A 12,448-nucleotide genomic window follows, 5' to 3' on the forward strand; every position below is an offset into this window, starting at 1 on the left:
CATATTTTTGAAAAATGAAAGCCTACAATCGCCGCACCGTGCCGCTGGCGCCACCGCGAAACCAGCGCAGGAGACAGGAGACTGAGCCATGGACACTTCCATAGAGGCCCTTCGCAGCGAGCGAATCAACGCGGTACTGGCCCTGGCGGCCAGCCGCGTGCCCGAAGAGCAGCGCGCGCTGCTGGACACCTTCGGTCGCGAGCACCTGCGTCAACTCGACGCCGACGATCTGGAAACCCGTTCCCCCGAAGACCTGCTGGGCGCCTTGCTGTCGAACTGGCAGGCGGGTGCCAGACGCGAGCCCGGCAAGGTCACGGTGCGCGTCATCAGCCCCAATGTGGCCGACCACGGCTGGGCCTCGCGCCACTCGGTGATCGACATCGTCAACGACGACATGCCCTTCCTGGTGGACAGCGTCACCATGGAGATCAACCGCCAGGGCCTGACGCTGCACCTGATCACCCACCCCATCTTCGCCGTCAAGCGTGACGCGAACAGCCAACTGCAGGCGCTGCGCCTGCGCGCCGACGCACCGGACGCACCACGCGAATCGTGGATGCACATCGAGGTGGACCGGCTGGTGGACCCGCAGCAGCGCGCCGAGCTGGCCGCCGGGCTGGAGCGTGTGCTGGGCGACGTGCGCGCCGCGGTGGAAGACTGGAAACCCATGGTGGCCTACCTGCACGAGGCCATCCATGAACTCGGCCGGGTGCCTGGCACCGTGCCGGACGCGGTGCGCGATGAGAGCCGTGCCTTTGTGCAATGGTTGGCCGACGACCACATCACGCTGCTGGGCTACCGCCAGCATGACCTGGTGACCGAGCAAGGCCAGGACGCGCTGCGCCTGGTGCCCGGCACCGGTCTGGGCATACTGCGCGAACGTGCGGAAGAAAAACTCTCGGCCAGCTTCTCGGCGCTGCCCGAGCAGGCGCGCGCGCTGGCGCATGCGCCATCGCCGCCGCTGGTGGTGACCAAAGCCAACACCCGTGCCACCGTGCACCGCAGCGGCTATTCCGACTACGTCGGCGTGAAGCGCTACAACGCTGCCGGCGAAGTGATCGGCGAGCACCGTTTCATCGGCCTGTTCACCTCCAGCGCCTACGCCGCCCGCGTGGCCGAGACGCCACTGCTGCGCGGCAAGGTGGAGGCCATCATCAGCCGCGCCGGCCTGCCGGCCGGCGGGCACCGGGCCAAGTCGCTGGTGCACATCCTGGAGACCTACCCGCGCGACGACCTGTTCCAGATCTCCGACGACGAGCTGTACGACACGGCCCTGGGCATCCTGGCGCTGGGCGAGCGCCAGCGGTTGCGCCTGTTCACGCGCAAGGACCCGTTCGACAGGTATTTCTCCTGCCTGGTGTACGTGCCGCGCGAGACCTATTCCACCGACCTGCGCATCAAGTTCCAGCGCATCCTGATGGCGGTCTTCGATGGCCAGAGCGCCGAGTTCGACGTCACGCTGTCGGACGCGGTGCTGGCACGCATCCACTTCACGATACGCACCACGCCGGGCCAGGTGCCGGCCATTGACCGCCGCGAACTGGAAGCCAAGCTGGCCGCTGCCGCCCGCCGCTGGGAAGACGACTTGCGCGACACGCTGATCGACGCCGAGGGCGAGGCGCGCGGCATGGCGCTGTACAAGCAATGGGGCGGCGCACTGCCGCTGGCCTACCGCGAGCGCATGAGCGCGCGCGCGGCGGTGCCCGATGTGCGCAAACTGGCCGCGCTGACCACCGAGACGCCGCTGGCGCTGGCCTTGTACCGGCCGCTGGGCGCGGGGCCGGGCACGCTGGGCTTCAAGGTCTACCGGCTGGGCGACCCCATCGTGCTGTCCGACAGCCTGCCCATGCTGGAACACATGGGCGTGCGGGTGTTTGGCGAATCCAGCTACCGGCTGAATGCCGAGCAGGCTGGCCTGGGCCTGTCGCTGCACGACTTCGAGTTGCAGGCCCAGGTGGCCGAAGACATAGAGCCCGAGACGCTGGCGCGGCTCTTCGAGGACTGCTTCGCCAAGGTCTTCACCGGCGAGGTGGAAAACGACGACTTCAACCGCCTGGTGCTGCTGGCCGGCCTGTCAGCGCAAGAGATTGTGGTGCTGCGCGCCTACGCCAAGTATTTGAAGCAGATCGGCTTTGCGCTGTCGCAGCAGACCATAGAGACCACGTTGACGCGCCACCCGCGCATCGCACGCATGCTGGTGGGCCTGTTCAAGCTGCGCTTCGACCCTGTTGCGCACGATGCCGAGGGGGCCACGGCACAGGTCAACGGCATCGAGCAGGCGCTGGAGAAGGTCAGCAACCTGTCGGAAGACCGGGTGCTGCGCCAGCTGCTGGCGCTGATACAGGCCACGCTGCGCACCAACTTCTGGCGCACCGGTGTCGGTCATTCCGGCGCCGAAGGACCGCGCCGCAGTTTCCTGAGCTTCAAGTTCGATTCGGCCAAGGTGCCAGGCCTGCCCGAGCCGCGGCCGTTGTATGAGATTTCGGTCTATGCACCGCGCTTCGAAGGCATCCACCTGCGCGGTGGCCGGGTGGCGCGTGGCGGCCTGCGCTGGTCAGACCGGCCGGAAGACTTCCGCACCGAGGTGCTGGGCCTGGTGAAGGCGCAGATGGTGAAGAACACGGTGATCGTGCCGGTGGGCTCCAAGGGTGGCTTTGTGCTGAAGAAGGCCCCGCCGAGCAGCGATCGCGAGGCCTTCATGAAGGAGGGCGTGGCCTGCTACCAAAACTACCTGCGTGGCCTGCTGGACCTGACCGACAACCTGGTGGCCGGCAAGGTGGTGCCCCCGCCGCAGGTGGTGCGCATGGATGGCGACGACACCTACCTGGTGGTGGCGGCCGACAAGGGCACTGCCACCTTCTCCGACTACGCCAACGCCATCAGCGCCGAGTACGGCCATTGGCTGGGCGACGCCTTTGCCTCCGGCGGCAGCGTGGGCTATGACCACAAGGGCATGGGCATCACCGCGCGCGGCGCCTGGGAGAGCGTGAAGCGCCACTTCCGCGAAATGGGTGTGGACACGCAGAACACCGACTTCACCGTGGTGGGCGTGGGCGACATGTCGGGCGACGTGTTCGGCAACGGCATGCTGTTGTCGCACCACATCAAGCTGCTGGCAGCGTTCGACCACCGCCACATCTTCATCGACCCCAGCCCAGACCCGGCAACCTCGTTTGCCGAACGCGAACGCCTGTTCAAGCTGCCGCGCTCCTCCTGGGTGGACTACGACGCCAAGCTGATCTCCGAGGGCGGCGGTGTGTGGGCACGCTCGGAAAAGAGCATCCCGCTGTCGCCGCAGACGCGTGCCGCGCTGGGCATTGAAGCCGACAAGCTGACCCCCACCGAGCTGCTCTCGGCCATTTTGAAGGCGCCGGTGGACCTGCTGTACAACGGCGGCATTGGCACCTACATCAAGGCCAGCAGCGAGACGCATGCCGACGTGGGGGACCGCGCCAACGACGCGTTGCGCATCAACGGTGGCGAGCTGCGCTGCAAGGTGGTGGCCGAAGGCGGCAACCTAGGGGCAACCCAGCGCGGGCGCATCGAGGCGGCACTGGCCGGCGTGCGGCTGAACACCGACGCCATCGACAACTCGGCCGGCGTGGACACCTCGGACCACGAGGTCAACATCAAGATCTTGCTCGGCCTGGCCATCAGCGACGGCGAGATGACGGAAAAGCAGCGCAACACGCTGCTGCCGCAGATGACCGACGACGTGGCCGCGCTGGTGCTGCGCGACAACTACTTCCAGACCCAGTCCCTGTCCATCGCCGGCCGGCAGTCGCTGCGGCTGGTGGACCAGCAGGCCCGCTTCATCCGCTACCTGGAAAAGCGCGGCCAATTGAACCGCGCCATCGAGTTCCTGCCCAGCGACGACGCGTTGGCTGAGCGCAAGGCCAAGGGCCTGGGCCTGACCACACCGGAGCGGGCGGTGCTGCTGGCCTATAGCAAGATGTGGCTGTCCGACGAGCTGCTGGCCTCCGACCTGCCGGAAGACCCGTGGGTGGGCACGGCGCTGGCGCGCTATTTCCCGGCGCTGCTGCGCGAGCAGTTCGCCGCCTACATTCCGCGCCATCCCTTGCGCCGCGAGATCATCGTCACGCATGTGCTCAACAGCATGGTGAACCGGGTCGGCGCCACCTTTGTGCACCGGCTGACCGAGACCACCGGCGCCACGGCGCCGCAGATCGTGCGCGCCTACCTCGCCACGCGCGAGGTGTTCGGCTACGTGCCGCTGTGGCAGCGCATCGAAGCGCTGGACAGCCAGGTCAGCGATCAGGTGCAGGCCGAGATGGTGATGGACCTGGGCCGGCTGATCACCCGCGCCACCACCTGGTTCCTGCGCTCCAAGCGGCTGGAGGAACCGATGGAGCAACTGGTGAACCGTTTCATCCCTGCGGTGGACGTGCTGTGCAAGCGCTTGGTGCCCGAAGCGCGCGCCTCCGAGCGCGTGGCCGGCTGGACACGTGCCGGCGTGCCGGCCGAACTGGCGCAGCGCGTGGGCATTTCCGATGGCCTGTTCACCGCACTGGACGTGGCCGAAATTGCCGAGACCGCCAAGCGCGCGCTGGAAGAAACCGCCGAGGTGCATTTCGAGCTGGGCAACCGCCTGTCGTTAGCCAAGCTGCGCCAGCAGATCAATGCCCTGACCACCGACAGCTACTGGCAAAGCATGGCCAAGGTGGCCCTGGCCGACGACCTGGCCGGGCTGCAGCGCAGCATCACGCTGGACGTGATGAACCGCGGCAGCGGCGAACCCGCCCAACGCCTGGCCGCCTGGGAAACCCGCAACCGCGTTGAGCTGGAACGGGCGCAGCGGCTGTTGTCGGAACTGGCTGACGCGAAGAGTGCGGACTTGGCGATGCTGTCGGTGGCGCTGCGGGAGCTGCGCAACCTGGTTTGAGTCCGTTCGGGCTGAGCCTGTCGAAGCCCTTCACTCGCAGATGGTTTGCCGAGATCAGGCCGCCACGGCACTCCGCTCCGCGGCTGTCCCCCGGGCCTTCGGCCCTCCTCCTTGATGCCGCTGCGCAGCGTGCCATGACGTCCTGATCCTGCCTACGCGGCTGGCATGCGGCTGTTGGCATGCCAGCGTCACGCATGTCAATTGACCCGACGTCGCTGGGGCGTGTGGCGGAGCGAAATCAAGGAGGAGGGCCGCAGGCCCGGGGGACATTCGCGTAGCCACGCGCACCAGCGGCGTCGGCAGCCGCAAATCTGCAGCCTCAGCTATCCACAGCCAACAAACAAACCCGCTCCATCTGCGAAGCCCACGCCCGGCTCTGAGCAGCATCCAGCCCAAGCAGCAGTCCATAGCGCCGAGCACCCCACACGGCCAGATGCAGCGACAGCACGGTATCCGGTGAGGGACGTCGCGGCAAATCTTTGCAGGCCTCGAACACGCGTTGCCACACCGCCAGCAATTCGTCGTGCACGCGCCGGTGATGCTTGGGCTCGGCGATGCGGTCTTCCAGTGACAGCATGCCGGGGGCGAACCAGGGCAACTCGGGGGTGTCCACGCCGCAGTTCAGACGCACCAAATGGTGCAGGCGCTGCCGCCAGGGCAGGTCTTTCGGTTGCACGGCCTGCTGGTCTATGGCTTGCAGCAGTGCTTCCATGCAATGACGCACATAGCCGGATAGCAGGGCCTCCTTGCTGGGGAAATAGTCATACAGCGTGCCCACCGACACGCCGGCCTCCAGCGCCACGGCGCGGGTGGAGACGCCGGCCCAGCCCTTTTTGCCGGCTTCTTCGCGCTGCCAAATCCGAACAAAGGCGTCGAAGATGGCCTGCACGGTGAAGCGGGCACGGGCTTGTGAGGGGCGCTTCAGCGGCTTGGCGATGGGTGTGCTGGCGGCTGGCACAGCGCGCTTGGCCGTTTTCCTGGCCGACGGCGTGGTGGCCTTGTCGGCGGCCTGCGGTTTTCCGAACCCACTGGGCCCATCGCGCCGGTACAGTGCTTGCATCACCATTGCAATGCCGTTGCACGAAAGCCTGCCATGACCACTTCCACCTCCACGCTGACGCGGCTGCTGACCCGCAAAAATGCATTGGACCACAGCCGCATTGACGCCCAGCCGCTGGCGCCGCTGGCCGATGGCGAGGCGCTGCTGAAGATCAACAAGGTGGCACTGACCACCAACAACATCACCTACGCGGCCTTTGGCGACGCGATGAACTATTGGGGCTTCTTCCCCACCGGAGACGCCGACTACGGCCACATGCCGGTGTGGGGCTTTGCCGATGTGCTGGCCTCCACCGTGGAAGGGGTGGCAGCCGGCGAGCGCTTCTATGGCTACTTTCCCATCGCCAGCCACCTGCGTGTGCAGGCAGAGCGGGTGACGCCGCGCGGCTTTTACGACGGCACGCCGCACCGCCAGGCGCTGACCTCGGCCTACAACCAGTACACCCGCTGCAGCCAGGACCCGGCCTACCGCGCCGCGCAGGAAGACCTGCAGATGCTGCTGCGCCCGCTGTTCATCACCTCGTTCATGCTGGCGGACTTTTTGCAGGACAACAACTTCTTCGGTGCGCAACAGCTGGTGGTCTCCAGCGCCTCCAGCAAGACTGCGTTTGGCACCGCCTTTGCGCTGGAGGAATACGCCGGCCGGGGCGTGAAGACGGTGGCACTGACCTCGCAGCGCCATGTGGATTTCGTGGAGGGCTTGGGCTGCTACGAGCAGGTGCTGGCCTATGGCGAACTGGGCGCAGCCGACGCCTCGGTGCCCACGCTGTACGTGGATTTCTCCGGCAGCGAGGAACTGCGGGTGGACGTGCATAGGCACTTCGGCAACCGGTTGGTGTACGACTGCTACGCCGGCTCGGCGCAGAACACCGATTTCTTGCGCGCCGATGCCAGCCTGCCCGGGCCGGCGCCACAGTTTTACTTTGCGCCGGTGCAGATCAAGAAGCGCAATGCCGACTGGGGCCATGCGGTGGTGAACCAGCGCTTCAATGCAGCGCAGCTGGCCTTCATGGACCGCGTCAGCGACGCGGAGCAGCCGTGGCTGCGCGTGCAGCGGCACGCCGGCATGGCCAGTGCACAGGGCTTGATTGCCGACCTGTTCCACGGCCGCGCCGACCCGCTGGCCGGTCATGTGGTGGAGATGGACAGTGGTGCTTGACTGAGGCGGTGCTTGGTGTAGGCTTGTGCGCATGAGCACCGGCCACTCCCATCCCCACGATCATCCGCACGACCACGATCACGACCACCCGCACGCCACCGACTGGAAGCACGACGGCGTGCGCGTGGTCCCCGGCAACCAGCTGGACGGCAACACCGCGCAGACGCCGGGCATGGACCGCAAGGCGGCCATCAACTTCGCCCGCGTGGGGGCGCAAAAACTGTGGGCCGGCACGGTGACCATCCATGCCAATGCCAAGACCGGCGCGCACCACCATGGCCATCTGGAAAGCGTGATCTACGTGGTGCGTGGGCGCGCCCGCATGCGCTGGGGCGAACAGCTGGAGTTCTGCGCCGAGGCCGGACCAGGCGACTTCATCTACGTGCCGCCTTATGTGCCGCACCAGGAGATCAACGCCAGCCCCACCGAAGCGCTGGAATGCGTGCTGTGCCGCAGCGACGGCCAGGCCGTGGCCATCAACCTCGATATTGCACCAGTGGAAAAACCGGAAACCGTGCTGTGGGTGGACCCCACGCACCCCAACGGGGGCGTCTGAACGCTGCCCCGTGCGGCGGGGTTCTGGAAAGGGATACGGTCAGGCCGTTGGCGCCGAGCCGGCACCCGCCTTCACCATGTCGCGCAGCAGATTCATCGCCAGCACCTCGGCGGACACGCCGCCCAGTTGGCGCGAGCATTCCATGCCGCCATAGACGACGGTGACGATGCGGCTCTGGATGCTGTAGCTGGCGCTGTAGTCCTTGCCGTCCACCTCCACGCGAACGGGGTAGCTGCGCTGTGGGGCGGAGGACATGGCAATGCGCCTGACTGAAAAAGCCTAGGCCGCCACGTCCAGCAGCTGGCCCTTCATCTTGTTGTCGGTCTTGAACACGGCCAGGTTGGCCAGGAAGGCATTTTTGCCCTGCAGCTGTGCCACCACATCGCTTTCCAGGTCGGAGCCAGCTTGCGCGGCACGCTTCACCTGCGCGGTCACGCCGCCTTGCGGCTGCTCGGTCTGCGCCACCTCTTGACGGTGGTAGCCCTCGGTGTTGACGTTGGCAATGTTGTTGGCTGACGCGTCCAGTTGGGTGCGCGCGGCCTGCATGCCTGACAAGGCGACGGAAGACAAGGAATTGATGGCCATGGTGGATTGCTGCTCTGTCCTTCATTGAAGCACAAAGCCGCGCTGCTTTCAATTGGACGGCGCCGCCAGCCGGCCCGGATCATCGCCAAACCGTGAACTATTGCCGCGCCTTGATGCTGCCGGCCAGTGCGTTGGCCGGATAGTGGCGCTGAAAGGCCTTCCACACGGTGCCGGAACTGGCCGCGCGCTCCAGCAGCTCGCGCAGCGCGTCGCGGTCCGCTGCGCTGAGGCTGGACTTGACCGATATGTAGGCGCCACTGTCGCCCCAGGGCAGCTCATCGATGGGCTCGTAACGCAGCCGGTCGACCAGGCCCGCTGTCTTGGGCTCGCCCTGCAACGCGCCCAACAGAATGGAGGGCGCCATGATGGTCATGTCCGCCGAGCCGGCCTGCAACAGCCGCGCCACCGAGGGCACATCCGTATCCAACACCACGCGGCCCTGCTGCGTCAGCGCTTTCACCAGCCGCATGTAGGCCGGGCCAAAGTCAAAGCCGCGCACCAGCGCCAGGCGGATGTCCTTGCGCTCCAGCAATTCCTGGGCGCTGCGCACCGGCGGCCGGTCCGAGGCCAGTGAAATCAGCATGCTGCGGCTGTACACCAGCGGCACGAACAGGCCGTGCTGGTCGCGCCGCGGCGAGCGCGAGGCGGGGATCAGCAGGTCGGCCCTGCCAGCCTCGTACATCACGTCCAACCGGGCGCGCGGCACCGCCGAAAACTCAAAGGTGCACCCGTCCTTGCTGGCCAGGCCACGCAACACCTCGGGGTAGACGCCCAGCACCGCGTTGTCGGCACTGACCACCACGCTCTGCCCTACGGGAGCGATGGGCACCTGGATGACGCGCGAACAACCGGCACGGGCCGGGCTGCTGGCCAGGCCCAAACACGCCATGACCACGGCCCCAACCCAGAACCACATCGTGCCAAATCGCCAGTGTTGCATGTTTTATGTCGGGCAAAAGCGCCTCGTTGCGCCCTGACCTTACCAGCGCTACATTGTGGCAGCTTTACACACGCCGAGCCGGCTGGGGTATGCCCGGACGTGACAATACCGCCCATTCCTGAACACAATCGAGCTTCAGCCCGTCCGCCTGCCGGCGCCATTCACACTTACCGCCATGAGATCTTTCAGCAAGCTCCTTTTCTCCCTGTGCGCACTGGCCACCGCCGCGCTGGTGAGCAGTTGCAGCAGCCCGCCGCCCACCGCAGCCGTGTCGGCGGCGGGCCCCAAACTGCTGGTCTTCATGGTGGTGGATGGCCTGCCGCAGCGCCAGGTGGTGGACTACCGCGACCAATTGGCCCCGGATGGCCTGGCGCGCTTTCTGGACCGTGGCGCCTGGTTCTCCAACGCGCACTACGGCCACGCCTACACCGTCACCGCCGCCGGCCATGCCACCATGCTGACCGGCGCCTACCCGCACCGCAGCGGCATCATCGGCAACGAGTGGTACGACCCCGCCACCGGCAAGCCCATGTACAACACCGGCGACACCTCGGCCACCTATCTGGGCGGCAACACCACCGAGCCGCTGGACGGCACCAGCCCGAAGAACCTGCTGGCGCCCACCGTGGGCGACATGTTGCGCGCGCAGAGTCCGGCCTCGAAGGTGATAGGCATCTCGGGCAAGGACCGCGGCGCCATCCTGCCGGCCGGCAAGACCGGCACCGCCTACATGTACATGCGTGACAACGGCGGCTTCGCCTCCAGCAGCTTCTACATGAAGGAGCACCCGGCCTGGGTCAACGCCTTCAACGCCGAGAAGCGCGCCGACCGCTACTTCAAGAAGGCTTGGGAGCCGCTGCTGGCCGACGCCGCCTATGCGCGTTCGGTGCCGGACAACCAGCCCTGGTACAACGCCGGCGGCAAACTACCCATGGTGATGGGCGAGAAGGAAGACAAGCCCAACCGCAAGTTCTACGAAGACGGCCTGTTGCGCAGCCCTTTCGCCGACACGCTGGCACTGGAATTTGCCCGCGCGGCCATCGATGGCGAAGGCCTGGGCCAGGGCGAGCGCACCGACATCCTGACCATCAGCCTGTCGGGCCACGACTACGTGAACCACGCCTTCGGCGCCGAGTCGCGCCTGTCACACGACCACCTGCTGCAGCTGGACCGCTTGTTCCAGGCCTTCTTCCGCGACCTGGATGCCAAGGTGGGCAAGGACAACTACATCGTCACCCTCACCGCCGACCACGGCTTCATGCCGGCGCCCGAATACAGCAAGACCTTGGGGCGTGACGCCGGCCGCATCGCCAGCGCCGCGCTGCTGGCCACCGTGAACCAGGGGCTGGAGCAGCGTTTTGGCGCCGGGAAGTGGGCCACCCGCGTGTCATCCTCGGCGGTGCTGCTGGACCGCGCGCTGATGGCGCAAAAACAGGTGGACGTGGTGGCCATGCGCGAGGAGGCGCGCCGCCTGGTGCTGACCGTGCCCGGCATCGCCGTGGCCTACACCTGGAACGAGCTGGACAGCGGCAGCCGCGCCGACGCGCCGTTCTTCGGCGCTATGCAGAACTCGTTCAACAAGCTGTGGTCGGGCGACGTGCAGTTTGCCGTCAAACCCTACTGGATGCTGAGCAACAGCAAGACGGGCACCACCCATGGTTCACCCTACGAGTACGACACCAACATCCCCATGATGTTATACGGCCCGCGCTGGATCAAGCCCGGCCGGGTGGATGCCCGGGTCGAGGAAGCCGATTTCGCACCCACGCTGGCCGCGCTGCTGCGCGTGCCCCGGCCCACGCTGGCTGAGGGCAAACCTTTGCCCCTGCCTTGATACCGGTGGGCCGGCCTTGATGGCAAACCGTGGGGTGGCCGCGACGGATTGCGCGCCAACGCCGCAGAGCAGCTGGCGCGGCTTGTCACCAGCAGGGGCTTGGGCTACCATTTTCCGGCGCATCCCCGCCGGGGCGCAAACCGACCCGCACTGAAGGCGCATGCCCTCCCTCCCACAGAACAACCCGCCGCCCGCCAACAGCATCACCGCGCTGTACCAGGCGTTGGTGGGCCCCTTGAGCCAGCCCTACTACCTGGCGCGCTTCACCCGTTTTGACGACATCGGCCGCAGCTTTCCAACCTGGAACTGGGCCGGTGGCATGCTGACGCTGAACTGGCTGCTGTTTCGCGGCCTGTGGGGCTGGGCGCTGGCCTATGCCGGCGCGGCGCTGGGCGCGGCGCTGGCGGTGTTCGGTGTGGGCAAGCTGGTGCTGGGCTTCACCGACGATACGCTGCATGCGCTATTAGGCGTGTGCCTGGCGGCGGCTTTCCTGGTGCCTGGCATGTATGCCAATGCCTGGTACCACCAGCGCAGCAAGCGCCAGCTGGCCGAAGCGATACTCGCCACCAACGACAACCAGCAGGCCGCGCAGCGGCTGGCCAGCCTGGCCCCCTCGCCCAAGCGCCTGGGCCTGCTGGCGCTGGGCAATGCCGTGGTGCTGGCGCCGCTGGTGGCGCTGTTCACCCTGTCCTGGCAACTGCCGCACGACGGCAAGCTGCCGGCCTTTGCCACGCCCACCGTCGCCGCCAAGGCATCAGCCCCGGCCGCGCCAGCCAGCATGGCCTTGCGACCTGCTTCAGCCACCTTGGCGGCAACAGCCGCCGCCGTCGCCTCGGCCCCTTTGGCTGCTCCTTCGGCGCCGGCCAGTGCCACCGCCACTGGCACCACGGGCCGCAGCGATGGTGGCAGCATTGCGTTGGCGCCTGAACCAGCGGCTTCGACGGCCCCACATTCCGCCCCAAATCCGGCCCCGGCCGCCTCCAAGGCGCTGGCCAGCACAGCAGCACCGCTGGCCATGCCGGCAGTGGCGCCCGCCGCGCGGGCCAGCTTGCCGGCCGTTGCGCCAACCCCTGCCGCAGTCAATTCCGGCAAAGCATCCCCTGCGCCGGTACCCGCAACGGCAACGCCACGCCCGCGGCCGGCCGAAAAAGCCCGCGCACAGCAGTTCTTCGTTGATGCCGGCATCTATGCGCAAGCCGGCAATGCCAAGCGGGCCATCGACAGCCTGCGCGAAGCACAATTGCCGGTGCTGGCGGACGAGCTGGACATGGTCCGTGGCGTGCGCACGCGTGTGCGCGTCGGGCCCTACACCAACCGCGCCGACGCCGAGCAGGCGGCACAGAAGGTCAAAGGCCTGGGGCTGCCGGCGCTGGTGGAAGCACGAGCCAGCAACGCGCCCTGATCTGTCCCCT

9 protein-coding genes are annotated in these 12,448 nt (G+C 67.0%); 5 read left to right on the forward strand and 4 right to left on the reverse strand.

Features of this window, described 5'->3' with window-relative positions; genetic code table 11:
* The first annotated feature begins 88 nt into the window (after positions 1-88).
* Positions 89-4,903, forward strand: a complete 4,815-nt coding sequence (locus tag AC1DX2_RS19845) for an NAD-glutamate dehydrogenase (RefSeq protein ID WP_477198125.1) — start codon at positions 89-91, stop codon at positions 4,901-4,903.
* Positions 4,904-5,222: 319 nt separating this feature from the next.
* Here the strand turns inward: AC1DX2_RS19845 and AC1DX2_RS19850 are convergent, their stop codons facing one another.
* A complete protein-coding gene (locus AC1DX2_RS19850) occupies positions 5,223-5,963 on the reverse strand; it encodes a TetR/AcrR family transcriptional regulator (protein WP_477198126.1) in 741 nt (246 codons plus the stop codon).
* A gap of 33 nt (positions 5,964-5,996) precedes the next feature.
* On the opposite strand from AC1DX2_RS19850, the gene AC1DX2_RS19855 reads away from it, so the two are divergent.
* Positions 5,997-7,121 (forward strand): DUF2855 family protein, encoded by a 1,125-nt coding sequence (locus tag AC1DX2_RS19855; protein WP_477198127.1) that lies wholly within the window; start codon positions 5,997-5,999, stop codon positions 7,119-7,121.
* A gap of 31 nt (positions 7,122-7,152) precedes the next feature.
* Complete coding sequence (locus AC1DX2_RS19860; protein ID WP_477198128.1) at positions 7,153-7,677, forward strand: cupin domain-containing protein; 525 nt, start codon at positions 7,153-7,155, stop codon at positions 7,675-7,677.
* A gap of 39 nt (positions 7,678-7,716) precedes the next feature.
* On the opposite strand, the gene AC1DX2_RS19865 is transcribed toward AC1DX2_RS19860, so the two are convergent.
* The 3 genes from AC1DX2_RS19865 to AC1DX2_RS19875 form a co-directional block, all read right to left on the reverse strand.
* Entirely contained in the window at positions 7,717-7,932 is a 216-nt protein-coding gene (locus tag AC1DX2_RS19865; RefSeq protein ID WP_477198129.1) for a hypothetical protein, read from the reverse strand.
* A 24-nt stretch (positions 7,933-7,956) separates the two neighbouring features.
* Complete coding sequence (locus tag AC1DX2_RS19870) at positions 7,957-8,262, reverse strand: flagellar basal body protein (RefSeq protein WP_477198130.1); 306 nt, start codon at positions 8,260-8,262, stop codon at positions 7,957-7,959.
* Between the two features lie 97 nt (positions 8,263-8,359).
* On the reverse strand, positions 8,360-9,151 hold the full coding sequence (locus AC1DX2_RS19875; protein WP_477198131.1) for a substrate-binding periplasmic protein: 792 nt from the start codon (positions 9,149-9,151) through the stop codon (positions 8,360-8,362).
* Between the two features lie 226 nt (positions 9,152-9,377).
* Between AC1DX2_RS19875 and AC1DX2_RS19880 the strand changes: the two genes are divergently transcribed.
* Both AC1DX2_RS19880 and AC1DX2_RS19885 read left to right on the forward strand, forming a co-directional pair.
* Positions 9,378-11,036: an alkaline phosphatase family protein gene (locus AC1DX2_RS19880; RefSeq protein WP_477198132.1), complete on the forward strand. Its 1,659-nt coding sequence runs from the start codon at positions 9,378-9,380 to the stop codon at positions 11,034-11,036.
* Between the two features lie 160 nt (positions 11,037-11,196).
* The gene (locus AC1DX2_RS19885) at positions 11,197-12,438 is read left to right on the forward strand and encodes an SPOR domain-containing protein (RefSeq protein WP_477198133.1); all 1,242 of its coding nucleotides are present in this window, start codon (positions 11,197-11,199) and stop codon (positions 12,436-12,438) included.
* The last annotated feature ends 10 nt before the right edge of the window (positions 12,439-12,448 follow it).

Source organism: Hylemonella sp. P2_B10, from assembly GCF_056404875.1.

What these genes read in the sequence shown, in the direction of transcription:
- AC1DX2_RS19845 (WP_477198125.1), top strand. Translation starts at nt 89, where the DNA reads ATGGACACTTCCATAGAGGCCCTTCGCAGCGAGCGAATCAACGCGGTA.
- AC1DX2_RS19850 (WP_477198126.1), bottom strand. Translation starts at nt 5,963, where the DNA reads ATGCAAGCACTGTACCGGCGCGATGGGCCCAGTGGGTTCGGAAAACCG.
- AC1DX2_RS19855 (WP_477198127.1), top strand. Translation starts at nt 5,997, where the DNA reads ATGACCACTTCCACCTCCACGCTGACGCGGCTGCTGACCCGCAAAAAT.
- AC1DX2_RS19860 (WP_477198128.1), top strand. Translation starts at nt 7,153, where the DNA reads ATGAGCACCGGCCACTCCCATCCCCACGATCATCCGCACGACCACGAT.
- AC1DX2_RS19865 (WP_477198129.1), bottom strand. Translation starts at nt 7,932, where the DNA reads ATGTCCTCCGCCCCACAGCGCAGCTACCCCGTTCGCGTGGAGGTGGAC.
- AC1DX2_RS19870 (WP_477198130.1), bottom strand. Translation starts at nt 8,262, where the DNA reads ATGGCCATCAATTCCTTGTCTTCCGTCGCCTTGTCAGGCATGCAGGCC.
- AC1DX2_RS19875 (WP_477198131.1), bottom strand. Translation starts at nt 9,151, where the DNA reads ATGGCGTGTTTGGGCCTGGCCAGCAGCCCGGCCCGTGCCGGTTGTTCG.
- AC1DX2_RS19880 (WP_477198132.1), top strand. Translation starts at nt 9,378, where the DNA reads ATGAGATCTTTCAGCAAGCTCCTTTTCTCCCTGTGCGCACTGGCCACC.
- AC1DX2_RS19885 (WP_477198133.1), top strand. Translation starts at nt 11,197, where the DNA reads ATGCCCTCCCTCCCACAGAACAACCCGCCGCCCGCCAACAGCATCACC.